This is a genomic window from Acinetobacter sp. UBA6526 (genome assembly GCF_002434875.1).
In the GTDB taxonomy this organism is placed as follows: domain Bacteria; phylum Pseudomonadota; class Gammaproteobacteria; order Pseudomonadales; family Moraxellaceae; genus Acinetobacter; species Acinetobacter venetianus.
This window is the reverse complement of sequence record NZ_DJLC01000089.1, coordinates 1-25057: the sequence shown is the minus strand read 5'-3', so window position 1 is coordinate 25057 and position 25057 is coordinate 1. Positions and strand designations below refer to the sequence as shown.

21 protein-coding genes are annotated in these 25057 nt (G+C 39.6%); 8 read left to right on the top strand and 13 right to left on the bottom strand.

Annotated features, from left to right (window positions below; all coding sequences use genetic code 11):
* Window positions 1-4: 4 nt before the first annotated feature.
* The 6 genes from urtD to B4237_RS05635 all read right to left on the bottom strand — a co-directional run bounded on the left by urtD (window position 5) and on the right by B4237_RS05635 (window position 7659).
* Entirely contained in the window at window positions 5-832 is an 828-nt protein-coding gene (gene urtD / locus B4237_RS05660; RefSeq protein WP_007481413.1) for an urea ABC transporter ATP-binding protein UrtD, read from the bottom strand.
* Window positions 833-1903 carry an urea ABC transporter permease subunit UrtC gene (gene urtC / locus B4237_RS05655; protein ID WP_023012705.1) on the bottom strand — a complete coding sequence of 357 codons (1071 nt, stop codon included), beginning with the start codon at window positions 1901-1903 and terminating at the stop codon, window positions 833-835.
* A gap of 4 nt (window positions 1904-1907) precedes the next feature.
* Window positions 1908-3542 carry an urea ABC transporter permease subunit UrtB gene (urtB, locus tag B4237_RS05650; protein WP_278595783.1) on the bottom strand — a complete coding sequence of 545 codons (1635 nt, stop codon included), beginning with the start codon at window positions 3540-3542 and terminating at the stop codon, window positions 1908-1910.
* An 87-nt stretch (window positions 3543-3629) separates the two neighbouring features.
* The gene (gene urtA / locus B4237_RS05645) at window positions 3630-4910 is read right to left on the bottom strand and encodes an urea ABC transporter substrate-binding protein (RefSeq protein WP_004878113.1); all 1281 of its coding nucleotides are present in this window, start codon (window positions 4908-4910) and stop codon (window positions 3630-3632) included.
* A gap of 260 nt (window positions 4911-5170) precedes the next feature.
* Window positions 5171-7054, bottom strand: a complete 1884-nt coding sequence (gene parE / locus B4237_RS05640) for a DNA topoisomerase IV subunit B (protein WP_286942095.1) — start codon at window positions 7052-7054, stop codon at window positions 5171-5173.
* Window positions 7055-7068: 14 nt separating this feature from the next.
* On the bottom strand, window positions 7069-7659 hold the full coding sequence (locus B4237_RS05635) for a YqiA/YcfP family alpha/beta fold hydrolase (protein ID WP_004878115.1): 591 nt from the start codon (window positions 7657-7659) through the stop codon (window positions 7069-7071).
* A gap of 263 nt (window positions 7660-7922) precedes the next feature.
* Between B4237_RS05635 and B4237_RS05630 the strand changes: the two genes are divergently transcribed.
* A complete protein-coding gene (locus B4237_RS05630) occupies window positions 7923-9269 on the top strand; it encodes a hypothetical protein (protein ID WP_007481419.1) in 1347 nt (448 codons plus the stop codon).
* 276 nt (window positions 9270-9545) lie between these two features.
* Here the strand turns inward: B4237_RS05630 and B4237_RS05625 are convergent, their stop codons facing one another.
* The 5 genes from B4237_RS05625 to gshA form a co-directional block, all read right to left on the bottom strand.
* On the bottom strand, window positions 9546-10028 hold the full coding sequence (locus B4237_RS05625; RefSeq protein WP_278595785.1) for a hypothetical protein: 483 nt from the start codon (window positions 10026-10028) through the stop codon (window positions 9546-9548).
* Entirely contained in the window at window positions 10015-11331 is a 1317-nt protein-coding gene (locus B4237_RS05620; RefSeq protein WP_278595786.1) for a LysM peptidoglycan-binding domain-containing protein, read from the bottom strand. The genes B4237_RS05625 and B4237_RS05620 overlap by 14 nt, the downstream gene beginning before the upstream one ends.
* 2 nt (window positions 11332-11333) lie before the next feature.
* Window positions 11334-14180, bottom strand: coding sequence for a type VI secretion system Vgr family protein (locus B4237_RS05615; RefSeq protein ID WP_286942089.1), 2847 nt, complete (start codon window positions 14178-14180; stop codon window positions 11334-11336).
* A gap of 165 nt (window positions 14181-14345) precedes the next feature.
* Window positions 14346-14843: a disulfide bond formation protein B gene (locus B4237_RS05610; protein WP_286942087.1), complete on the bottom strand. Its 498-nt coding sequence runs from the start codon at window positions 14841-14843 to the stop codon at window positions 14346-14348.
* An 18-nt stretch (window positions 14844-14861) separates the two neighbouring features.
* Complete coding sequence (gene gshA / locus B4237_RS05605; RefSeq protein WP_061393124.1) at window positions 14862-16439, bottom strand: glutamate--cysteine ligase; 1578 nt, start codon at window positions 16437-16439, stop codon at window positions 14862-14864.
* A gap of 192 nt (window positions 16440-16631) precedes the next feature.
* On the opposite strand from gshA, the gene B4237_RS05600 reads away from it, so the two are divergent.
* From B4237_RS05600 to B4237_RS05590, 3 genes are read left to right on the top strand one after another with little or no spacing between them, the layout of a single operon-like run.
* Window positions 16632-17171, top strand: coding sequence for a DUF924 family protein (locus B4237_RS05600; RefSeq protein WP_019385655.1), 540 nt, complete (start codon window positions 16632-16634; stop codon window positions 17169-17171).
* A gap of 37 nt (window positions 17172-17208) precedes the next feature.
* Window positions 17209-17766 (top strand): CC0125/CC1285 family lipoprotein, encoded by a 558-nt coding sequence (locus tag B4237_RS05595; RefSeq protein WP_007481433.1) that lies wholly within the window; start codon window positions 17209-17211, stop codon window positions 17764-17766.
* A gap of 17 nt (window positions 17767-17783) precedes the next feature.
* Window positions 17784-19091, top strand: a complete 1308-nt coding sequence (locus B4237_RS05590) for a DUF445 domain-containing protein (protein ID WP_004878124.1) — start codon at window positions 17784-17786, stop codon at window positions 19089-19091.
* A gap of 323 nt (window positions 19092-19414) precedes the next feature.
* Here the strand turns inward: B4237_RS05590 and B4237_RS05585 are convergent, their stop codons facing one another.
* The gene (locus tag B4237_RS05585) at window positions 19415-19852 is read right to left on the bottom strand and encodes a hypothetical protein (RefSeq protein ID WP_061393126.1); all 438 of its coding nucleotides are present in this window, start codon (window positions 19850-19852) and stop codon (window positions 19415-19417) included.
* Window positions 19853-20171: 319 nt separating this feature from the next.
* Here B4237_RS05585 and B4237_RS05580 point away from each other — a divergent pair, with 319 nt between their 5' ends.
* Together B4237_RS05580 and B4237_RS05575 are read left to right on the top strand one after the other, a co-directional pair.
* Window positions 20172-21326: a pyridoxal phosphate-dependent aminotransferase gene (locus B4237_RS05580; RefSeq protein ID WP_278595789.1), complete on the top strand. Its 1155-nt coding sequence runs from the start codon at window positions 20172-20174 to the stop codon at window positions 21324-21326.
* A gap of 102 nt (window positions 21327-21428) precedes the next feature.
* Complete coding sequence (locus tag B4237_RS05575; protein ID WP_278595790.1) at window positions 21429-22796, top strand: MATE family efflux transporter; 1368 nt, start codon at window positions 21429-21431, stop codon at window positions 22794-22796.
* A 71-nt stretch (window positions 22797-22867) separates the two neighbouring features.
* Here B4237_RS05575 and B4237_RS05570 read toward each other — a convergent pair whose 3' ends face one another.
* Entirely contained in the window at window positions 22868-23695 is an 828-nt protein-coding gene (locus B4237_RS05570) for an SDR family NAD(P)-dependent oxidoreductase (RefSeq protein ID WP_004878132.1), read from the bottom strand.
* 189 nt (window positions 23696-23884) lie between these two features.
* Between B4237_RS05570 and B4237_RS05565 the strand changes: the two genes are divergently transcribed.
* Both B4237_RS05565 and B4237_RS05560 read left to right on the top strand, forming a co-directional pair.
* Window positions 23885-24559 carry a TetR/AcrR family transcriptional regulator gene (locus B4237_RS05565; protein ID WP_004878134.1) on the top strand — a complete coding sequence of 225 codons (675 nt, stop codon included), beginning with the start codon at window positions 23885-23887 and terminating at the stop codon, window positions 24557-24559.
* Between the two features lie 249 nt (window positions 24560-24808).
* The coding region (locus tag B4237_RS05560; protein ID WP_286942079.1) for a response regulator at window positions 24809-25057 on the top strand (249 nt) is incomplete at its 3' end.

The window sequence follows — 25057 nt, the reverse complement described above, 5'->3', positions numbered from 1 at the left end:
TCTCCTAGCGTCCTAAATATTTTTCAATTACATCTTCATTGGCTTGAACCTCTGCCAATGTGCCTTCTGCCAAAATTGCACCTTGTGCCAAGACTGTGACTTTTTCACTAATGGTGTCGATAAAGCTCATATCATGCTCCACCACCACCAAGGTATGATTCTTTTTTAATTCTAAACAGAGTTCAGCAGTACGCTCTGTCTCTGCATCGGTCATGCCAGCGACGGGTTCATCTAACAAAATCAGTTTCGGACGTTGCATCAACAACATACCGATTTCCAACCATTGTTTTTGACCATGTGACAATAAGCCTGCGGGTTTATGAATGAACTCTTGCAGACGAATTTGCTGCAAACTCTCATCCAATGCCAACTGCGCTTCTGGGTCTAAACGACTAAAAAAGCTTTTCTTCACTCTTTTGTCACGCGGCGCTGCGAGAAGTAAATTCTCCATCACCGTGAAATTTTCAAATACCGTTGGTTTTTGAAATTTACGACCGATTCCTGCTTCCGCAATCTGTTCAGTACTCATTTTGGCAAGATCATAATTCTGCCCAAAAAAGGCCGTGCCTGTCGTCGGACGAGTTTTGCCTGTGATCACGTCCATTAAGGTAGTTTTGCCTGCACCATTTGGGCCAATGATGCAGCGTAATTCACCCTCTGCGATATACAGCGATAAATCATTCAAGGCACGAAACGAATCAAACCAAACACTGACTTTTTCTAAATAAAGTGCGATACCATGACTAAAGTCAGCGCCTTGAGGTTTAGCACGACCATAGCCCTCACCGAGTTGACCGCCATGTTGAGCAGAGTTTGTTAATAAATCACTCATTTAATTGCTCTCCTTTTTAAAACGGTCAAATAAACCAATCACACCTTTTGGTAAGAATAAAGTCACCACAATGAACAATCCGCCAAGGATGAGTAACCATGCTTCTGGTGCTGCCACGGTAAAATAAGTTTTCACTGCATTAATCAAACCAGCACCTAAGATTGGTCCAATCAATGTGCCACGACCACCTGCTGCCACCCAAACTGCCATTTCAATCGAATTCACAGGATTCATTTCACTTGGATTGATAATGCCTGCCTGCGGGACATACAGCGCCCCTGCAATGCCTGCAATCACCGCAGAAAGCACCCATGCAGACAGCTTGTACCAAAGCGTGCGATAACCCAGATATTGCAAACGATTTTCACTGTCTCGAATCGCGCCAAGCACGCGACCATAAGGGCGATTCATCAATTGACGCAAACCAATAAAACACAACATCAGAACCAAAGCAGTCATAAAACATAAGCTGGCACGCATCGGTGCTGAGGTGATGTCAAAACCTAAAATCGTTTTAAAACCAGTAAAACCATTATTACCACCAAAGCCTGTTTCATTACGGAAGAACAATAGCGCTGCCGCAAAGGTCATGGCTTGGGTAATAATTGAGAAATACACGCCTTTAATTTTTGAGCGGAAAGCAAAGAAGCCAAAGATAAAAGCAATTAAGCCTGGAACCAGTACGACTAAAGCCAAGGCCCATAAAAAATGCTCTGTTCCGATCCAATACCAAGGCAATTCTGTCCAGCTCAAAAAGCGCATGAAATCAGGCAAGCCATCACCTGCCGATTCACGCATTAAGTACATGCCAAACGCATAACCACCTAAAGCGAAATACAAACCATGCCCTAAGCTCAAAATGCCTGCATAGCCCCAAACCAAATCCAATGCCAATGCGACTAAGGCCAAGCACATGATTTTGCCAATCAAGGTGATCCAGTAAGCAGACAAATAAAATGCAGAATCTGGAGAAAGTAAATGTAACCACGGTAGTGCCATCAACACTGCAAAACAAATTGCAATCGCTATGGCGCTATACGGTTTATCTGCAAAGAGAGAAGTGATTTTCATTGGCTTACTCCACGAAACGACCTTTGATGGCAAACAAACCTTGTGGACGCTTTTGGATAAACAAAATCACAAGAACCAAGAGAATAATTTTTGCAAGAACAGCACCTAGACCGATCTCCAAGACCGTACCACTGATCCCAAGACCTAACGCGGCAAGTACTGCACCCCAAACTTGACCGACACCGCCCACCACAACAACAAGGAAGGCATCAATAATGTAGTTTTGTCCTAAGTCAGGCCCGACATTGCCGACTTGAGCCAAAGCACAACCAGCAAGACCAGCTAGACCAGAACCCAAACCAAATGCCATCATGTCGATACGCGCTGAACGAATCCCCACCGCACGCGCCATTTGACGGTTTTGCGTGACCGCACGGACAAATAATCCGAAACGGGTTTTATTGAGTAAGAACAGCAACAACAGCAACACCGCAACAGTAAAGCCAATAATGGCAATACGGTTATACGGCAGCATTAAACTTGGAGTAACGGCAATCCCGCCACTGAGCCATGCCACATTGGAAACTTCAACATTCTGAGCACCAAAAATCATGCGTACCGCTTGCATGAGGATCAGACTGACCCCGAAAGTTGCCAATAATGTTTCGAGTTGCCGACCATAAAGCGGACGGATCACAGTGCGTTCAATCAACATACCAATTAAAGCACTCACTAAAAATGCAGCAGGAATCGCAGCCAATAAATACCAATCGACTAAGCCAGCAAAATGGGTTTTAAAGAAGCTTTGCACTACATAAGTGGTATACGCGCCGATCATGATCAGCTCACCATGCGCCATATTGATGACACCAAGCAAACCATAAGTAATCGCAAGTCCCAACGCCGCTAGAAGTAAAATACTTGCTGTACTTAGACCCGAAAATACATGTCCAGACCATTCACTCATTTGAATACGTGTTTTAATTTTCTTTTGCGCATCGACTAAAGCTGTTTTTAATACTGCGTTATTTTGGGGTTGGGCTAAGCTCTGTTCGATCAATGCCAACACATCAGGACGATTAGAATCTGAAAGAACTTTGACTGCTTCAATCTTGGTGAACTCATCGGTACTGTTAAAATCTAAACGCGCTTTCAATTGCGCTAAACGTGCTTTGACCTGATCATTTTTCTCATTCAGATAAAGTTGTTTTACCGTTGCAATATCTAGCTCATCCAAATTATTTTCTAAAATATCAACCGCTGCTAAACGTTGCGATGCGTCATTTGAATTGAGCTTAACTTTGGCTTGTCCGAAATTTAAAGCTTTGCGTAAAGTATTAACCAACGTCACTTGAGATAAGTCCGCAGGCCAATTTTCAATGACTTGTTGTTGTGGATAGCTTAATAATTTTTCATCATCTTGCAGAATATAAGTATGTCCCACGCTATCAGTATAGAGCTGATTTTGATCAATATAAGCAACCAATTGATCAAGCTCCTCAATACTTGCAGGCCATTGATTCAACATCGCTCGGCGTGTTGCAAAATCTGCTTGAACAAAGGTTTGAATTGCATCTTGAGAAGCTGTAGGCGTCACTGTTGTTGGTGTTATCGTCGATGTGGCTTGCTCTGCCCATACAGGGCTAAAAATCACTTGCGCCATGACACAGAGCAGCGCCAAAACATATTGTTTCGCCATATGACTCCCCTTATTTACTGTATTTTTGAAATGATTGAAGCGGAAAATGAAGAAACCTGCTGCTTAAAACAGCAGGTTTGAAAGAAATTATTTAGGGATGTAAGGACTCCAAGGCTCTGCTTTGATGGTCTCAGGGGTTTTATACACCACATCAAATTGTCCATCTGCTCGGATTTGCCCAATCATCACAGGCTTGTGTAAATGGTGATTGCTCTCATCCATTTTTAAGGTATAGCCAGATGGTGCTGCGAAGGTTTGACCAGCCATTGCATCACGAACTTTATCAACATCGGTTGTACCTGCTTTTTCAACCGCTTGTTTCCACATATTGATTCCGACATAAGTCGCTTCCATTGGATCGTTGGTCACAACTTTGTCAGCATTTGGCAATTTATATTCGACTGCGTATTGCTTAAATTTATTCACAAAATCCGTATTTTTCGGATTTTTAACTGACATGAAATAGTTCCATGATGCTAAATGACCGACCAACGGTTTAGTATCAATACCACGTAGCTCTTCTTCGCCGACAGAAAAAGCCATCACTGGAATATCTGATGCTTTGATGCCTTGGTTACCCAACTCACGATAGAAAGGAACGTTTGAATCACCATTGATGGTTGAAATCACCGCAGTCTTTTTACCCGCAGAGAATTTTTTGATATTTGAAACAATGGTTTGATAGTTGCTATGACCAAATGGCGTATATTCTTCCATGATGTCTGCATCGGCAACGCCTTTAGACTTCAAGAAAGCACGTAAAATCTTGTTGGTGGTACGCGGATAAACGTAGTCCGTACCGAGTAAAACAAAACGCTCAGCCTTACCGCCTTCGTCACTCATTAAATATTCAACAGCTGGAATCGCTTGTTGGTTCGGTGCAGCACCTGTATAGAAAATATTTTTAGATTGTTCTTGACCTTCATATTGCACTGGATAGAACAGCAACCCATTGAGTTCTTCGACAACAGGTAAAACAGATTTACGAGAAACTGAAGTCCAACAACCGAAAATTACAGCAACTTTATCTTGAGTAATTAACTGACGCGCTTTCTCAGCAAACAACGGCCAATCAGATGCAGGATCAACCACCACAGGTTCTAATTTTTTGCCTAATACTCCACCATTGGCATTAATTTCATTGATGGTCATGAGGGCAGTATCTTTAAGTGATGTCTCAGAAATTGCCATCGTACCTGAAAGTGAATGAAGAATACCCACTTTAATCGTGTCACCATCAGCTGCTGGTGTCGCTGTGGATTCTGTTTTTGTTTGTTCTGTTTTTTCCGCTGGCTTAGAACAACCGACCAAGCCTACCCCCATCATCGCTGCCATTAACACAGACATTGACATGAATTTATTTTGCATCTTTTTTCTCCACCCATTGATATTTTGATCTTTACTGAATGGAGTTATTCAATTTCTATGCCAACAATTTAAGATGCTGTTTTATATAAATATTAACTATAAGTTTTGGATGAAAATCCAATCTTGTATACAACACTGCATACAAAAAATACGTAATGAACTAAAATGATGCAAATTTATTCAATAAAAGACTCAATAATATTAATAAGAAAAAAAGCCAAGCATATGCTTGGCTTTTAAAAATTATTTTTGATCCGGTATCACACCACGATATCCGCTAAATTACCCTTTTGTTCTAACCAATGCTTACGATCGGCTGAACGTTTTTTCGCAAGTAACTTATCTAACAAACCAGCAGTTAAATGTGCATCATCCAAATCCAATTGCACCAAACGACGTGTATTCGGGTCCATTGTCGTTTCACGTAGCTGACTGGCATTCATCTCACCTAATCCTTTAAATCGGGTAATTTGTGGATTCTTATTGCCTTTGATCTTTTTCAAGATGGTTTCAAGTTCGTCATCATCCAAGGCATAGTGCACATCTTTACCGATATCGATACGGAACAGCGGTGGCATCGCCACAAAAAGATGACCTTCTTCAACTAAGGCAGGGAAATGTTTCACAAATAAGGCACAGAGCAACGTCGCAATATGTAAACCGTCCGAGTCTGCATCAGCAAGGATGCAAATCTTACCGTAACGTAATTCAGAAAGATCATCACTTCCCGGATCAACACCGATGGCGATGGCAATATCATGTACCTCTTGTGAAGCTAATACTTCATCTGAAGATACTTCCCATGTATTTAAGATTTTTCCACGGATCGGCATAATCGCTTGGAAATTCTTATCACGCGCTTGCTTGGCACTGCCACCCGCAGAATCCCCTTCGACAATAAATAATTCACTGTCTTCACGCGTTAAGCCCACACAATCTGCTAATTTTCCAGGTAAGGCTGGCCCTGCAACAATTTTCTTACGCTCAACTTTCTTTGCCGCTTTTAGACGACGCCCAGCCTTAGCAATCGCCATCTCAGCCAATTGTGTCGCAATCTCGGCGTGTTGGTTTAACCATAAAGCAAAGGCATCTTTGGCAATATTTAAAACAATATTGGATGCTTCACGACTCGATAGACGCTCTTTGGTTTGACCTGAAAACTGAGGTTCTTGAAATTTCAAAGATAAAATGAAATTCACACCATCCCAAACATCTTCAGCAGAAAGTTTGACGTTCCGTTGTAACAAACTGCGTAACTCACAAAACTCACGTAAAGCTTCGGTTACACCTGAACGTAACCCATTCACATGAGTACCACCTTGTGCGGTTGGAATCAAGTTGACGTAACTTTCTTGAATTTGTTCACCACCTTCGACATTCCAACAGATCGCAAATTCACATGCAGCACGTTCTGCTTGCCCACTGCTCACAAATGCAGGACTTGGTAAAATCTCTCGGTCTTCCAACTCATCCATTAAATAGTCAACTAGACCATTTTCAAACTGCCACTCAATCTTTTCTTTATTAATCTTATCGTCGTAAGTAATTTTGAGACCTGCCGCTAAAACTGCTTTGGCCTTTAAATTATGTTTTAGTGCTTTTAATGCAAATTTTGGACTATCAAAATATTTGGCTTCTGGCCAGAAACGTACTGTAGTTCCCGTCGCACGTTTTGCAACTTTACCTTCCAATACGGATAAAGGGGCAACAGGTTCGCCTTGCTCAAAGGCCATCTGATACAAATTGCCTTGTCGTTGAACGGCAACTTCAACACGCGTAGATAAAGCATTGACCACGGAAATCCCAACACCGTGTAGACCACCCGAGAATTGATAATTATCGGTACTAAATTTGCCACCTGCATGCAGCTTGGTCAGAATAATCTCAATACCACTTTGCCCATATTCAGGATGAATATCGACGGGCATACCACGCCCATTATCCTCTACTGATAAAGAACCATCTTCATAAACCTTGACACAAATCTGGCTTGCATGTCCTGCGAGTGCTTCATCCACAGCATTATCGATCACTTCTTGCGCCAAATGGTTTGGACGCGAGGTATCGGTATACATGCCTGGTCGACGACGAACAGGATCTAAACCAGAAAGAACTTCAAGGGATTGTGCCGTGTATTGTGTCACTGGGTCTGACTTCCTTATTGGATGGCTGCCGATAAAAACTCGAGAATTAAGGGTAATTTTTCTTCAAAATCATCCATTGCATGATTACCATTAGCGTCGGTTAAAATCAATGAGGATGGACCTGCTGCACTATAATAACGTTGTGCTTGACGATAATCCAAGACCTCATCGCCTTGCTGCAATAGCACGAGAATTTTATCAGCATGACGTAACTTCGTGTCAGCAATCGATTGTAATTGCTGCAATTGATCATGATCAAGTGTCCATGATTCGGTGACTTTGAGTGGTATTTGCTCAATCCCAAATAAATCTTGAAATAATTGCCATGGTTGCATAGCAGGATTGATCAGTACAGCTGGACAAGCATATTTGGCGACAAAGTATGTCGCATAAAAACCTCCCAAGCTACTCCCTACCAACACAACTTTTTGATTTTGTAATGTCTCAATCAAGGCAGAAACTTGTTTAATCACTTGATCTGGAGAAAGATTTAAATCAGGGAGATGAACATGCACATCGCCTAATTTTGCACAATAATGTTTCAATTGTTGCCCTTTTATAGACATCGGACTACTACGGAAGCCGTGTAAATATATAATTTCCATACGCACCAAAATAGACAACAACTTGACTTGTTGTGAAATAAATCACATTATTCTGCTTAATAGATAAACATATAACAATATAAATTACATTTAAGCTCGATATTGTCCGACACAAATAACGATACTGTACTCCGTTCATCAGTATTCTAAAAAAATTACTTATGAAAGACATAAGATGTAAGAGTTTGTTGTAGTTTATCTAAACAATGATAAGTTAATAACTTCAAACCTTCGGTATATATATCAAGGATGGGGAAATAAAAATGCCAAGTTTAACACCTCTGCATGAAACCTACTGCAAATGGGACAGTACGCCCCCAAGTCAGGCAGATGTTTTGGAAGGTTTGGCACAACTTGTGAGCACAAGTTTAAGTGGTGTTCACGAATTGGTGCAATTGGTGCAAACTGAAGTGTTAAGGACTACACTTGGTTTAAGCGCACAAAAAGCAAAAAAATTACAAAAATTGCCGCAACTACAGAAATTTTATCAATTTTCTTACGATGCACTGCAAAAATACGGTAGCAGTTTTCTTGCACCAAGTTTACGCCATATCGTTGAAAAATTTCCTGTTTTGCATGATAAACCATTGAATCCAACCCTTCATTTTGTAGTTGGTGCACTCAATGGAATCTTTGGTGATTTCTTCTTGAAACAGCACAATCCAATGGCTTTACCAATGGTGCTTTATGATCATTATGGATCATTACAGCAAGGTGAGCTAACTGGGCGTATTGTGATTTTGACACATGGTTTATGTATGAACCATTTAAGTTGGTCAAATCAACGTTATGGTGGGATTGGTGAACGCCTCTTAGCACAACGTGACAATAATACGATGCTGTACCTTAACTACAACACAGGCCGTCGTATTTCCGCGAATGGTCGTAGTTTTGCCAATGTATTGGAAGACTTAGTACAACGAAATCCACGTATTACAAGTATCGATTTAATCGGTCACAGTATGGGTGGGTTAGTCTCTCGTAGTGCATTGTTTTATGGAAAACAGAACTTATATCAATGGGTTCACATGGTTGAGAACCTCGTTTGTATCGGTTCGCCTCATCATGGTGCGGTACTTGAACGCTTTGGATTTATTTTACAAGATAAACTGGGTGCTTTCCCTTTTATCAGTCTTATTGGTCAATTAGTGAATGTCCGTAGTAATGGGATACTCGATCTGCGTTATGGTAGTGTTCGTGATGATGATTGGGAACATAATGACGCACGTATCGGCTTTGCAGATGACAATCGTAAGCCAGCGCCATTACCCTCACATATCAACACATTCCTGATTGCTGGAACATTAGAATTTGAGAAAGTTAAAAATAAAGCACTTAAAGTAATTGGGGATTATCTCGTCAGTGTTAAGAGTGCTTTGGGTGAACATCCAAACCCTCGTTTTCAGCTTAAATTGCCAGATACGCATAAAGCCGTATTTTATGGTTTGAATCATTTTGAAATTCAATATCATTCAAGTGTCGCTGAACAAATCACCCGTTGGTTATATCCAGAAGTCGGTGAAGTTATTGAGGATGGTGTTCAAACACATATGATTAATGTGCCGAATAATTATACCTTTGATGATCTAGAAGGAATTGTTGAGACTTAAAATTTAAAAAGCTCAGCTGTATAGCTGAGCTTTTTTTACAAAAATATTTAAAAGATAAGTTGTTACATTGGTACCTAAGTACTCCAAGCAGCACATTTTTTTAGCGCATAAGCTCTTCTACTCTTTCAAAGCTTCACTTTTTAGTAGGTTATGACTGCATATATCTCAAAAAGAACCCCGTCATAGTGTATCGCGAACTCAGAATAGATTTGAGCCGCATAAGCTATTACAGATAAAAACTATTTAAATTCGATAACTAAATGGTTTTCTTAAAGTTTAGTTACAGTTCTTAATTAAAATGTTGGAAGGTACTTTCCGCTTATATGTATTAAACTTTTGGGTAATATTTATGTTTTCGCTTCCAATAAATACTTTATCGACAACCAACTCCATATCACTATCACTTAGCTCACTATGATCATCTGCAATAAGATCTTTAAGATCGTCATCGATATTTATCAATCCATTTCTATATCTGTAATTCACATAATTAGTTGATATCAAATTATTTTTATTAAATTTAAACTTGTATTTTTCTTGACCTGTTTCTCCATAAATACTAAGTATAAGGAAACAGTTCTTCCCGCTCTTTTCCAATTCTATCCCCCCACCTTCGGAGCTAATTCCTTGATTTGTTAAATCGAGCTCAAAAACCTTTTCAGAAGATGGATTTGTTTTAGCTGATAGATTACAACCTGTTAAGAACATAAAAATAATAGTAGTAATTTTTACGAGAAAAAGCTTCTTATTTAACATCATATTTCACCTTTAAAGGGTCTCCACCAGCATCTTTAGTTAATTGTCTAAGCTGAGACATTGTCTTGCCTGTTTTTAATTGAAAGTGTGGATTATCAGTAATTGACTTCCAGTCTCCGCCCCACTCCAACCCAATACTCTTTCCTATAGGTGCAACCTTTTTCAAAATTTTAATATTTTCAGCATCTGACTTTGCATCCATATGAAGTTTACCATCTGCCCACAATGGAAAAATATCAACAGCTAAGGCAAAATTATGATTACTTTGACCACCTTTAGCTTTTGTTACAATCCGACCGGAAGTTGTTCTACCCTTTGCATATAAAGCATCTTGTTGTTCATATGTTCTATAATCTTGAACAATAACAAGCTGTATTTGATGCTTCAGATATACATCATTAATAAACTTCCTCATTAATCCCCTCACTTGGGGATGCAACCTTGCAATTGCCTTTTCATTTCTTTGAGAAACTTTAGAGGTGGCCTGAGCCTTAGACTCTATTTTTACTATAGGAGCCTTTTCCTTATTCTTTGATGCATCTTGCGTAACTTTTGGTAGCGTTACTGGCTTTTCCTCTTCTTTGTTCTTTAATATTTGCGTTTTTTTTACTATAGATGCTACTTGACGATCATAGACCTTTAATTTTTGCGTTTGACCAAGCTTCTCACTACTTAGACCATTGAGTTTTTTTATTTCATCAACTGTATTACTAGTCAGTTTAGCAATTAAGGCTAAAGAATCATTCTGTTGAACAACAATAATTTTTGTTTTTTCTTGCTGACTTGGATTTACTATTTGTATTTTTTGCTTAACTTCAGATGATGGTGTTTGCGCTTCTGTTTTTTTAATAGGGATCTTTAAAATTTGCCCAGGCCGAATATCTGAATCGCTTTCTAAGTTATTAATTCTTATCAATTCGTTTATAGTAGTATGATTATCATCCGCAATTCGACCTAGATAGTCTCCTTCTGCAACAATATAGGTTGATCTTACATAAGTGCCCGTAGCTACATCTTTTGCCGAAAGTTTTACACCTTTTAATAAAACTTTTGGGCTACGTACAATGAATATGGTCTTTTCACCAATAAGCTGTATTTTAACTTTTGATTTATATTCTCCTGATGTAAGACTTTTTACCCGAACATCAATAATTGTTCCAACTGGACGTTTAATCCATACAGATTCTCCACTAGTAGAAGTAACATGATCAGAAATGAGTATTGAACCGATCCAAAGTTGGTGAACTAAACCATTAATAGGCTGATTAAGCACATCCAAAAATTTTATATTAGCTAAACAATCCATACTTATATTTCTTCCTGATCCAGATGATCTTCATGCGAACAACTACAGTTGTATTCAAAATTTTCAACCTCTATTCCATCATCCAATGAAACTGTCCAGTCACCATCGGTACCGATGAGAATGTCATGATCATCGTTGTTAAATGTATTAATACGCTGAGTTCGTCCATGCGCATCCAAAGTTCCTGAAACATAAGAGTTATTTTTATTATTGATTAATTTATATTTTACTTCTGAAAAATTAGACTCATAAAATAAGTCATAAAAATCCCATTTATTAGTGAATGTTTTCATTTCATCAACGATAGGTAAAGTTGGAACCTCTACTTTAACTTGCTGCCCAGCCTTAAATTTGTGTTGTCCCGCTTTAACTTCAAACTTACCACTAGTAATAAGAAAGATACCAGACTCATTGATTTTTAATGCAGATCCATCAGCCGTAAAGCTAATTTCCTTAGGGCTAGTAATATAAATTTTATCTTCAGTTGAAATTACCTGAATAGCTCTCTTGGCGAAGAAATCAATTCCATCTGACTGTGCATGCATTTCAAACTTTCCTTTCGCTGCAACCTGCTTAATGCCATTTTCAGCTGCAAACCAACTAATCTTGTTTTGTATATGAGCAATCAGATTTTTTTGTGAACTTAGATTAATACTGCCGCTGGCGGTCTGATTGATTTGTCCATCCGCAGAGATATGAATATCTTCATCACTACTTAAACCAATACCATTTTGTGAGCTGAGTAAAAGCATTGCCTTATTAAACTTAGCAATCTTCTCCTCAATCCCCGCGGCAAATTCTTTTAATTGTTCTAATGATTCAATTTCATCAGTCTGCTGATTCTTGGCAACTTCACTAAGTGCCTTGGCATTACCTTGGCTAGATTGCAATTGTTGTTTCACAGATTGGGCTTCCAAATGATCAGCAATTGCCTGTTCTTGGGCATAAGTACTAATCAGCATACCCTTGCCAGCACGTACAGCGCCCCAAGCATCGGTCCTAAGCTCAAAGCCCTCTCCACGACCATTACTAGTTTCTTGAATTTTAGGATGACTTAAATTACCTAAATTCAATTGTGTCGCAGCATGACTACTTTGTAACTGGGTACTAATTTGTCCTGTCGTATCATCAAAACGTAACTGGTTAAAACCACCACCATTAACCTCCTGACTACGGATACCACTGAGTTTTTTGGTATCTGGAAGCTGTCCTTTAATATCAAACTTGGTCGGTGAACGCTGCGCTTCATGAATTCGCCCGGTGACAAAAGGACGGTCAATATTGCCATCAAAGAAGTCTATGACTACCACCTCACCAATACGTGGCAAGAAACGTGCACCGTACCCCTCCCCAGCCCAAGGCGTGAGAACATCGACCCATGCTGAATCAGTGTCATTGTCATTGCTACCTGCCCCACCATCATGTCCATGATCGTCAATACGGGTAAATAGAAAGCGGACTTTGATACGCCCCCACTCATCTACATAAATGGTTTCGCCTTCAGGGCCAACCACTTTGGTACGTTGTGGATAGGCTATAGCACGATGCTGTTCTGGATCATATTCAGGAATAATTTTGATTTGACGACGAATTAAAGTCAGTTCATTACCTTGACGTTCAGCGTCCACATAACGTTGTTGTTCCCAACGACTATGACTTAATAATTGGTTAACTTGTTGCTGAATATCTTTCGGTAAATTATTTTGGTTATAGAAATTTTTGGCGATAATTAGGAACTCTTGATCAACCCCATTATGCAGATCAATTTCGGGATGCTCCCTAAAATTGAACCAATAACCAACTTGGCTATCACGCACAGTACTATAAGCCTTAAAGTATTTGGCTTGGCTGGCATACATGTCATTGAATTGTTGATTCAGTTTTTCTAACTGGCTGTTCCCAGAAGCAGTGGCTTGGTCTTCCCCCTGCAAGTCTTGCATCCAAGCTGGGCTAATGTGCCATGCCTGCTCAAGGCTCAAACTGGCGGAATCAAAGCTTTCCGAATGATTATGAGTTGTAACCACTGAGCCTGCACCTTCGTCTTGTGCTAAAGCATCGGGTTGCCAACGTTGCACATGCACCGCAGTCGGTTGCAAGCTGCGTATCGCAACAAAATCCGTAATGCTGTCTTGGAATTCTGTTGCACTACTACGGTGATAACGAATACTACGTCGAGCTAAAGCTTTATAATGACTATTATCATCAATCAATCGCAGCTTTTGGGCTTTGATAGGTATATTCGAATGAAGTACAAAAAGTTCAGCTTCATCAACGAGCCAACTCACACCCTCACTGCGCCATAAACGTGTAAGAAAGTCGTAATCTGACTCATTATGTTGCATCGCAAATGGACGAATGTCGTAATTTTGGCTTAAGCCACTCAAATCAAGACTTAAACTTGTTGCAAAAAGTGGACTTCGTTCTTGCCACTCCTTGAATAAAACTTCTGTGATTTCCACAATCGTTTTATTCATAAAAACTCGGCTATTACGACGTTTATGCCATAAACTAGTCGCATCTTTTATGGTCAATTTATATAGCGTTAAAGCGCCATCACTTTGTCCATAACTGGCCTCTGTCACAATTCCCGTGGTTCGAAACAGTTGTCCTGAGTCGGTAACCTGATCAACTGCAACCTGCGTTCCAATAAATTGTTTTAAGGGAATTAGAGCATTGGTTGAAAGGCAAATTAATTCAGCCTCTAAACCTGAATTAAGTTGATGCTGCCCTTGTATTCTCTGAAGAAAAATCTGACTATTCAGAAGGTTATTAGAAAATTGTACGTGTATCGCACGCTTCTGTGCACTTAGCCCCATTTTTTCTAATACATTAAATATATTAAAAAGCATTTTTTATAATCAATAGTGTAAATAATCAGCGGCACTTTACAAAAAACAGACCTATCTGTCTATATCCTATGCGTAGTTTTTTTAATTCTGGATCTCAATTTTCAACCAAAAATAAAACCCTAGAAACACCATGATCTCTAGGGCTTTAAAATATCTAAATAATATTTATTTTGGATACTTTCTAAATAACTGCCATAAGCAAACCAATAAAATCAAAAGGAAATAGATAAACGACCAAACAGGTAGTGATTGACCTAAGAAAGTCCAATCTATTGCAGCACATTCACCAGAACCTGAAAGCACTTCTTGGAAAACTGCTTTCATTGGCAATGCTTCAACTAAATAGTCTAAACCTGGACCACAGCTAGGCACCTTATCTGGTGGCAAATGCTGCAACCAAACATGGCGAGCGGCAACACCAACAGACCAACCAATTGATAAAGTTGCCAATAATGCATAAAACCGCTTAAAACCATTTGAAATAGGATTATGAATAAATGCAATCAACGCCACTAGCCCCATTCCAATGAGACCAATACGTTGGAAAATACACAGCGGGCAAGGTTCTAAACCTTGAACATGCTCTAAATACAACGCAAACGAGATACCAATAATGCTGGTCAGTACCAGAACTGCACTAACTAAACGGTAATTCCATCGCATGGGAAGTCCTCTAAAATTTTAACGGTATTGTGCAAGATATTGCTCAAAACTCGTGTCGTTATCTTGTTCAAGTTGCGACTGTTTTTGCAAAGAAGTTTGCGCTAACTGTTCAAAATATTCAGCTCGTTCTTGGCTTAACTGATGTTGATCATAACGATGGACATGCTGCTCAGCCATCATGCTACCAAAATTCCAAGTACCGCCATGCTTCAAAGTATCTTCAATCACATGCGATGAAAGTGTTGCATCAACATGATCTAAACGCTGTTGCATAATATGCAGCGCATCTTGATACAGTGATGTCGCCGACATCTGATCTAATAAAACAGCACAATCTTTGATGGCATCTAAATGCTTTTGCGCCCAAGCTTGTAATGAAGTTGTTGTATGCCCTTCTTCAATTTTGGCATCAGCTGCGCGACCACGATTGACCACTTCAGTTTGGTTACGATCAACTTGCTCTTGTTCTTCATCAAACAAATCTGGACTATCTTGCAGTAAGCAATAAAGCGCTAAACTTTCCAAGAAACCTGCCGTTATTTCGTCGATCCCAATTTCACTGTAAGGGTTCACATCTACTGCACGAAGTTCGACATATCCCACGCCACGATTTTTCAATGCTTGTGACGGTGTCTCTCCAGCTTCAGGCACTTGTTTTGGACGGACAAGGCTGTAGTACTCGTTTTCAATCTGTAAAACATGGTCATTAATCTGAATAGGTTCGCCATTTTGATCATTCAAACCTAAATCAGTAAAGGGTGGATACGGCGTATGCACTGCCTTTTGCAATCCCTCTAAATAATCATGCAAGTCGTTATAATGAATTCCTAATTGTTTCTGAGCTGAATTCTGATACCCCAGACGCCCCATTCGCAATGCCGTTGCCTCTGGTAAATAAAGTGTACCTTTGACCAACGGCTGTAAATGATGTTGGCGATTGGTTAAAAAACAACGACAAACTGAAGGACTTGCCCCCAATAAATACATAACCAATGGCGTTAAACGAATAAAGTTACGAATCAAACCAAAGTAACGATGACTGCGATAATCTTGTAGGCTAAGTTGCTTTAGCTCAGGATTGCTTTCATGTTGCTTTAATTCGGCAAACAATTCTTCAGGGAAAGATAAATTATAGTGTACGCCTGAGATTGTCTGCATACGGCGACCATAACGCACACCTAAACCATGACGATACAAGGTCTTAAAACGCCCAATATTAGACGTGCCGTATTGGGCTAATTTAATATTTTCTTCATCATCATCCAGCATACATGGCATTGATAATGGCCATAGCTTTTCACCTGCTTCCAAATGTTGATGTACAACCGTGTGAATATCGCGTAACTCATTTAATGCAGCAGCAATAGTGTTGTGCGGCGTGGTAATAAACTCCATCAACGCTTCAGAATAATCTGTGGTGATATGTGGATGCGTCAGCGCTGAACCTAAAGCTTTAGGATGGTTTTTTTGTGATAAAAATCCATTGCTTTGCATGCGTAAACTTTCACGCTCTATGCCACGCAGCATCCCTGTTAATAGCGAAGCATCTACCCAATTTGGTATCACAGAGGAAGAATGTGTGCTGGGTTGATTCATAATTTATATGCTCGCTTATTCAAGATCAGCCGACCAAATCAAAGGGAACGACTTCATTGTGATGCCAATTATAACGACAATTCTGCGCTAGTCATCTGATTTAGTTTGGCAATTTTTATCACAATCTTGTTACATAAGACACGCTGAAATTGTGATTTTATTGAAAATAAACCTTCCGAAGAGTACTCACCCATGCAAGCGCAAGATATTCTAGATTTTTGGTTCGATCCAGATCATCGCTCACTTTGGTATGCGAAAAGTGATGAATTTGATGCAAAAATTCATGCGCTTTTTCAAACAATTCACCAACAAGCAAGCCAAGGGGAACTTTGGTCATGGCGCAAAACAGCAGAAGGACGGCTCGCTGAAATTATTATCCTTGATCAGTTCTCTCGTAATCTATATCGAGATCAGGCTCAAGCCTTTGCTTATGATGGAATTGCCCTGATACTGGCACAAGAAACAATTAGTTTACAACTTGATGCTCAGTTAAGCCCTGATCAGCGCTCTTTTTTATATATGCCGTTTATGCATAGTGAATCAAAAGTCATTCATGAATTTGCGCTGCAACTGTTTCAACGCTTAGGCAATGAAATTAATCTCAGTTTTGAGAAAAAACATAAGGTGATTATTGACCGTTTTGGTCGATATCCACATCGGAATAAAATTTTAGGTCGCGACTCTTCAGCAGAAGAACTTGAGTTTTTAACACAACCGAATAGTAGTTTTTAAGCCTTACTCCCACGGCTTTAAACCATAGGAATTGCATATGAAACGTTTATTGATGTGCACCCCACTCCTTGTTGCTTTGACAGTGGCAGGATGTGCAAGCTTACCCACTCAACCGAGAACCTTTGATCAGCTCGGCCAATTTACCGCTTATCCATTAAATAACAAAACTTTCCGGGTCGGTTTTCAAGCTGATAATAATTTGAGTTATGGTACCGCAGAGGAAATTACCTTATTAAAAGCTGCGCAAACCACGGTGAAAAATGGCTTCCGTTACTTCACCGTTATGGATGACCCAAGTAATGCACGCCACAAGGCTCAACGTCAGGCCGTTATTTATCCAACACCTAATTACTACCCTTATGGTTATTATCGTCGTCATCCCGCCTTTTGGCCTGATCCATTCTATGATATGCCACAAGTGGTCAATATTGATCCAATCCAAGTGTCGTATACTATTGAATGTTTCAAGACTCAGGAACAATCCCCTGATGCATTTGATGCTCAGTTGATCTTGCAATCCTTGGGACAAAAATACGGGTTGAGTCCAACAGGTGAAGTTCTACAACCACCTGCGCCACCTGAAAACAAAAAATGAATTTAAAGGATGACTAGATGAGTTCAGCTGAAGAGATCCACGTACCTAGCCTGCAAAGAAGTAAATACTTTGCCACTATGGCCTTAATCATCGCTGTGGTGTCATGGATTGGCTTAATGGTCGCGGCACATTTTCTCCCTGAATATAAATGGATCATCCATATTTTCATGCTTGCCGCTGAGGCTGGTGTTGTTGGTGGATTAGCTGACTGGTATGCCGTTACCGTTCTATTTCGTAATCCATTTGGGAAAATGCCGTTACCGAAGCTGTTGCGTGACCATACTGAAATTATTCCACGTAACAAAGCCCGTATAGCTGAATCTATGGGTCGCTTTGTACAGGAAAATTTCCTATCACCACAAGTCGTTCAACGTAGTTTGCAAAATGCAGATTTAAGTTTGGCTGTGGGCGAATGGCTTGCCAATCCAAAAAATAATAAACAAGTGGTACAGATGATCCAGCATACTGTGCCCAGAATTTTTGAATTTGTCAGCCAAGATCAAATCGCACATTTCGTTCAAAATAACAGTGTGCAATGGGTGCGTAGTACCAAAATCAATAAGCTTGCCAGCGAAATGTTACGTGCCGTTTTGGAAAATGATTTCCATCAAGATGTTCTACAACGAGGTCTTGATCTTGCACATGAATGGATGGTTTCACATCCAGAAGAAGCTCGCGATTTATCCCGTAAACTCTTTCAAGAATTGGGTGTTTGGAAACTGGCAAAAGGTGCAAGTTGGATCGGTATTGATGTACAACAAAGAACCATTGATTCACTGATTGAAAAAGTGGAATCCATGTTGGCGAATCCAGAGCATCCGTGGCGACAAGACATTGAAGCGACAACGCATTCACTGATGTTACAACTTGCAGATGGCAATAGTGAAGCGAGCCAGCGTTTAAATGATGGTAAAGATGCACTTTTGGATAGTCCACAAGTACTCAACTTTATCAGTGGTGCCATCGCTATTTTATGTGATGCGATCAAAACTGATTTAATGCAGGAAGATTCAGGCATAGCAACCAACTTGCAGGCTGCGATTCAACAGCTTGGAGAAAGCTTGATTCAGAATGAAAAAGTTCGCCAAGTTTTGAATGAAAAAATGGTCGGCTTAGCGATCAATTTTAGTGAGCAATATAGCGACAAGATTATTCGTTATATCAGCGAACGCATCCATGAATGGGACTCAAGAGAAATGATTGCCAAAATCGAAAGTGAGGTTGGTGGTGATTTACATATGATTCGTGTGAATGGTGTGATCGTAGGTGCATTTATCGGTTTGGCGCTCGGAGTTATTCGCGCGATTGTGGAAAATGTTTTGTAAATGATCTACTCAGGAGCGGCAAGATATCACTGTTTTGCCGCTCTTTTTTATAATTTAAAAGCCAATCTTACCCTTATATAAAAATAATTTAATATCAATTGCATATATACTTTTTGATATGTTTAAAAATCCCTCCTAACCTCCCTTTAAAAAGGGAGGAACATCAAAAATTCAATACCTCTAGTAATTTCAGAATTAGTCCCCCTTTATCAAAGGGGGATTCTATAGATTTTCACTTAAAGTTGAGATTGGCGTAACTTAAATAAAATACAATCAGAATTAGACCAAATTTAGAGAAGAGATACTTCGCCCCTTTCAAAAGATCAGACCACATATTTACTTTCTTGGTAATAGCGCGCTAAAGCATCTGTATCCTGCTTTAAAAATGCAGTGAGATAAGCTTTCACTTGCACTAATGACAATTGATTGAAATGAATCTTTTCTTTTGCCTGACGCGTAATTAGTCCAAATATCTGTTTTTTAGCAACAACTACTGGAATATCTGTCTTTACAATAAACTTCAGCTCTTGCGCTGAGCCATAAGTATTCAAAACAATTTCTATCGTCCGTTCCGTCTTTCCATCTGTAATGGTAAAAGTTGGACTTGCACCATCTAATTGCAGCCACCGACTAAGTTGCTGTTTCCAACCCATTTTATCAAAACGAGTTAACACCCCAATGGTATTGAGTGCTCCAAGCTGCTCTACATCTTTTAAATCAATATGATGTGGATAGCGTATTTTCAGATCGAAACTGTCCATTACTGAATGTCCCATTTCACAATAACTTGTATTTCTTTTAATCACTCGCTATAAATTATATCGCTTAAAAAATAAAATTAAAATACAGTATATTGTTGAAAATTAACGATTAATTTGACAAATTTAAATCAAAACCGACCAATTCTGTCAGTATTGTTTTTATTAAGACACAATTCCAGTATTTCTCTTGATCAGAAACACATTTTTCGAAAGATCGAGAGAGACAGATCACTTTTTATTTTTGAGATCGACAATTTGGAAAAAGCCATTTTTTATCGCTACAATCACATCAAAATAAAATGGAATGAGGTTAATCATCATGTTGCAACTTCAGTCAAAACTCCCAAGCCAAGGCGTTACGATTTTTAGTGTCATGACTGAGCTTGCACAGCGACTCAAAGCGCTGAATCTTTCACAAGGTTTTCCTGACTTTCCTGCACCACCCGCACTGCTTGAAGCGCTTAGCCAAGCAACACTGGATGGCTATAATCAATACCCTGCTGGTGATGGAGTACTGGCATTAAGAGAACAACTCGCGAAACAGTTCTTTGCACGCGATCAACAACAACTTGATCCTGTTACTGAAATAACCATCACACCCGGCGCAACCATTGCGATTTTTTGCGCGATCCAAGCCTGTATTCATGCTGGTGATGAAGTCATTATCTTTGATCCAAGCTATGACAGTTACGGCCCAGCAGTTCAACTGGCAGGTGGTCAGTCGATCCATATCCATTTGGAAGCGCCTACTTTTCACGTAGATTGGCAAAAAGTAAAAGACAGTATTAACGAAAAAACTCGCATGATTATTGTCAATACTCCTCACAATCCAACAGGTGCAATTTGGTCAGAACAAGATTGGAAGCGACTGATTGAACTCATTCAAAATAAAAATATTGTAGTGCTATCCGATGAGGTATATGAACATTTGGTCTTTGATGGACAAATGCACTACAGCGCACTTCATTTTCCAGAACTCCGTGATCGTAGTTTTGTCATCGGTTCTTTTGGAAAAACTTATCATGTTACAGGATGGAAAACGGGTTATTGTGTCGCCTCTCCAGCCTTGATGCAGCTGTTTAGACAAATTTATCAATTTGCCAATTTCTGTGGCACTACGCCCTGTCAAATCGCTTTAGCAAATTATATGCAACAGCATCCTGAGCATATTTTAGAGCTGCCAAGTTTTTATCAGCAGAAACGAGACCTGTTTAATCAACAGATCCAAAACTCTCGTTTCAAGTTTGTGCCATCACAAGGTACTTATTTTCAAAATCTCGATTACAGTAAGATTCGCCCCGATTTAAATGATATTGAAATGTGTCAATTCTTGGCGGAGCAACACAAAATTGTTGCGATTCCAATTTCTGTATTTTACCAGCAAGCACCGAGTTCACTGCGATTAATCCGATTCTGCTTTGCCAAGACAGATCAAACCTTACAACGAGCGGGTGAAATCCTGGAGCGTTGCTAATCAACAAAAAATAAAATTGAATTACCATCACTTCAACACTGCTTGTGCTATGTTGAACAAAAGCTGTTCATTCTAGCTAGGATGAAGCGTTAAGGAATTTGAATGACACCTCGTCAACCCCTCGTCATGCAACCCAATTTATGGAAAACCTTTTTTGTTTTCCTAGTGCCGCTGATCGCCACCAATATTCTGCAAAATCTGTCTGGCACGATTAATACCATTTTCGTCGGGCAAATGATGGGGGTTGATGCGATTGCCGCTGTATCAGTGTTCTTTCCAATTTTGTTCTTCTTGTTGGCATTCGTGATCGGGATTTCAGCAGGTACAACGGTGTTAGTGGGTCAGGCATGGGGCGCACAAAACTTACAAAAAGTGCGTGCTGTTATCGGCTCAACATTATTTATGACCTTGATCGGCGGCAGTATTATTGCTGTTCTCGGCCTGATCTTCGCCAAACATATTTTGAATTTATTGGGCACAGATCCAACCGTCATGCATCTCTCATTACCCTATGTAGAATGGATGCTCGTAGGCAGTCCCTTATTATTTGTCTATATTATTTATACGTCGATTCTGCGAGGCGTTGGGGATAGTGTCACCCCACTGATTGCTTTGAGCCTTACCAGTTTAATTGGCTTAGCTGTTACGCCTGTGTTACTGAAAGGCTATTTTGGCTTTCCCGCTCTCGGCATTATTGCACCAGCCATCGCAACCATTATGGGCTATGCGGCAGTTCTAATTTTCTTGGCTTTTTATCTTAACTATAAAAATCATCCGCTGAAAATTGACCGTCAACTTTTGCAGCATATTCATTATGATGCCGAATTATGTAAGTTAATCTTAAAATTAGGCATCCCGACGGGCATTCAAATGGTGACGACCTCTTTAGCAGGTCTGGTCATCATTGGACTCGTCAACCGTTATGGCGCACATGCCACTGCTGCTTACGGTGCAGTGAACCAAGTCTTGAACTATATTCAATTTCCAGCCTTATCCATTTCCATCGCGGCTTCTATTTTTGCAGCTCAGGCAATTGGCGCAGGTAAACCCAATTTGCTCGCAAAAGTGACGCGTACAGCTTTAGGCATGAATCTGTTATTCACTGGAAGTTTAATCACGCTTGCTTATCTGTTCTCAAAGTATTTAATGGCGTTATTTATTACTGAACACAGTGTAATTGAATTAGGTCAGCAGCTTTTATTTATAGTGTTGTGGTCAATTTTATTCTTTGGCGCGAGTGCGATCTTTGCTTCAATTATGCGTGCCAGCGGAACCGTTAATGTACCGATGCTGATTAATATTTTCACGATTATTTTAATCGAAGTGCCATGTGCTTATTGGTTTAGCTCACTTTGGGGATTAACGGGCATTTGGATTGCCTATGCACTTTCCTTTGTCTGCTTATGTATATTTCAAGCCAGTTATTATCAATTCTTTTGGAAGAAATCAAAAATTAAAGTTCTGATTTAATTAGGGACTGTTGACTTCGACCAAAAATAAAAAAGCCATTCACAGAGAATGGCTTTTTTAATGATGACAACTTACATCATTTTAGTTGCAAGTGCAGCAATGCGCTGATAACCCGTTGGGAATAAACGTTGGCATGTATCAACAATGCGAGCATCTGTACCAATCAAGAGGCGACGTTTGTTTTTCAATACAGCATTGAGAATTTGACGAGCTGCTTCTTCTGGTGGTGTACGAAGGAACTTATCAAATTGTTTAATTGATTTATTCGGGTCCATACCTAAGCTCTTCAAGCTGTCATTCATTTTTGCAGCTTTTGCGATATTGGTACGGATACCACCTGGGTGAACACAAAGCGAACTTACGCCGCTTTTCTCAATATCTAACTCTTGGCGTAATGATTCAGTGAAACCACGCACAGCAAACTTAGTTGCGTTATACGCAGATTGCGTTGGTTGTGACGTTAAACCAAAAATACTCGAGATGTTGATGATGTGACCATCTTTGGTTTGTTTGATAAATGGAAGGAACTCTTTCGTGCCGTATACCACACCCCAGAAATTAATTCCTACGATCCATTCTAAATCTTGATAGCTCGCGCCTTCTACTGTTGAGCCTAATGCAACCCCTGCATTATTGAAGATCATATTGACACAACCATGATCTTGCACAGTTTCTTGTGCCCACTGTTTTACTGCATCGCAGTTCGAAACGTCGAGTACTTTTGTTGTTACTGTCACTGGATATTCTTTAAGGATCTCAACAGTTTGTGCTAAGCCTTTTTCATTGATATCACTAATCGATAAGTGGCAGCCTTGTTTAGCCAATAAAATTGCAAGCTGTTGTCCAATCCCAGAACCTGCACCTGTGATCGCTGCGACTTTATTTTTAAAATTTTTCATTGCCTATCCCTTGTTACGAATGATATGCACATATTTGCATAAATCATGTGCAGTTTAAGTTATAGTCAATATAGTTTTGACAATGATGCTTGTCAATATAGTACACTATAGCTTTCTACTAAATCATTTGATCAAATACATTTATTTCCTCAAACTCGGTAGTTATATTTTTAGGTGACGGTTAATTCAATGACAATTTCAACTGATAATGTGCAAAAAAAACCAAAAGCGCCAAAAGAACGTCAATTTAAGGGCTTATCTTTAACTGAGCGCAAAGAAGTGCGCCGCGAAAAGCTGATAGAAGCAGGCATTCATCTATATGGGACAAATGGCTTTTTTTCAGTCACCGTGAAAGATGTATGTAATGAAGCCAAACTGACTGAACGTTACTTTTATGAATCTTTTAAGAAAAGCGAGGAGCTTTTCCAAACCGTTTTCTTAAAAATGATTGAGAAAATGCAAAATTGCCTCACTCAAGCTGTCCTTATGGCGGCACCCGTACCTACAAATATGGTGACAGCTGGATTATCTGCATTATTGAATGCAATTAAAGATGACCCTCGTATGGCACGTATTATTTATATTGATGCGATGCTGGTACAAGATTTACATAACCAAGCAACCATCCAAGAGACGTTGACCCAGTTCGACCGCATTATTCAAGGCTTTGTCATGATTACCATGCCAAATGCACCTCAAAGTGCCGAAGAAGTGTCATTAATGGCCACAGGACTGAATGGTTATGTAACACATATTATTATTCGTTGGGTCTCTGAAGGCTTTAAACAGCCCTTAGCAGATGTTTTATCGGCATGTTGTGCGGTATTTTTATCTTTCATCGAGACAACATCACAAAAAAATTAAAATCGTTTTACAGTTTTGTGACAATCAAAACTGTTAAAATGCATTGATATTAACCAAATGAATTTATTTGCATTATTGTTAAACAACTTGTCATCATCTGGTCACTACTGTGACGCATAATTGTCACAATTTATTGCTAAATTCGACTTTATTAACTCTTTTGCAATGATATTGTCATAATTAATCTTTGTAATAAGCCTGTCATAACAACAAAACGGTTAACCGTTACAGATTTAAGGGTATTGCGCTGTGAAAGATGACTATATTTTAATTGTCGATGATGAGCTACCGATTCGTGAAATGATCCATACCTCTTTGGATATGGCAGGCTTCCAATGTTTACAAGCTGAGGATGCAAAACAAGCGCATCAGATTATCGTTGATCAGCGTCCTGCACTTATTTTGCTGGATTGGATGCTGCCGGGTGGTGTCAGTGGTGTAGATCTTTGTCGTCGCCTCAAAAGAGATGAAAATTTAGCTGAAATCCCTGTGATTATG

Bases quoted from the DNA above. Each gene is read 5' to 3' on its own strand.
- urtC (WP_023012705.1), bottom strand. From the start codon at position 1,903: ATGAAAATCACTTCTCTCTTTGCAGATAAACCGTATAGCGCCATAGCG.
- B4237_RS05590 (WP_004878124.1), top strand. From the start codon at position 17,784: ATGAGTTCAGCTGAAGAGATCCACGTACCTAGCCTGCAAAGAAGTAAA.
- urtA (WP_004878113.1), bottom strand. From the start codon at position 4,910: ATGCAAAATAAATTCATGTCAATGTCTGTGTTAATGGCAGCGATGATG.
- B4237_RS05580 (WP_278595789.1), top strand. From the start codon at position 20,172: ATGTTGCAACTTCAGTCAAAACTCCCAAGCCAAGGCGTTACGATTTTT.
- B4237_RS05635 (WP_004878115.1), bottom strand. From the start codon at position 7,659: ATGGAAATTATATATTTACACGGCTTCCGTAGTAGTCCGATGTCTATA.
- B4237_RS05630 (WP_007481419.1), top strand. From the start codon at position 7,923: ATGCCAAGTTTAACACCTCTGCATGAAACCTACTGCAAATGGGACAGT.
- urtB (WP_278595783.1), bottom strand. From the start codon at position 3,542: ATGGCGAAACAATATGTTTTGGCGCTGCTCTGTGTCATGGCGCAAGTG.
- B4237_RS05615 (WP_286942089.1), bottom strand. From the start codon at position 14,180: ATGCTTTTTAATATATTTAATGTATTAGAAAAAATGGGGCTAAGTGCA.
- B4237_RS05600 (WP_019385655.1), top strand. From the start codon at position 16,632: ATGCAAGCGCAAGATATTCTAGATTTTTGGTTCGATCCAGATCATCGC.
- B4237_RS05570 (WP_004878132.1), bottom strand. From the start codon at position 23,695: ATGAAAAATTTTAAAAATAAAGTCGCAGCGATCACAGGTGCAGGTTCT.
- B4237_RS05625 (WP_278595785.1), bottom strand. From the start codon at position 10,028: ATGATGTTAAATAAGAAGCTTTTTCTCGTAAAAATTACTACTATTATT.
- B4237_RS05575 (WP_278595790.1), top strand. From the start codon at position 21,429: ATGACACCTCGTCAACCCCTCGTCATGCAACCCAATTTATGGAAAACC.
- B4237_RS05610 (WP_286942087.1), bottom strand. From the start codon at position 14,843: ATGCGATGGAATTACCGTTTAGTTAGTGCAGTTCTGGTACTGACCAGC.
- B4237_RS05620 (WP_278595786.1), bottom strand. From the start codon at position 11,331: ATGGATTGTTTAGCTAATATAAAATTTTTGGATGTGCTTAATCAGCCT.
- B4237_RS05565 (WP_004878134.1), top strand. From the start codon at position 23,885: ATGACAATTTCAACTGATAATGTGCAAAAAAAACCAAAAGCGCCAAAA.
- gshA (WP_061393124.1), bottom strand. From the start codon at position 16,439: ATGAATCAACCCAGCACACATTCTTCCTCTGTGATACCAAATTGGGTA.
- urtD (WP_007481413.1), bottom strand. From the start codon at position 832: ATGAGTGATTTATTAACAAACTCTGCTCAACATGGCGGTCAACTCGGT.
- B4237_RS05585 (WP_061393126.1), bottom strand. From the start codon at position 19,852: ATGGACAGTTTCGATCTGAAAATACGCTATCCACATCATATTGATTTA.
- B4237_RS05595 (WP_007481433.1), top strand. From the start codon at position 17,209: ATGAAACGTTTATTGATGTGCACCCCACTCCTTGTTGCTTTGACAGTG.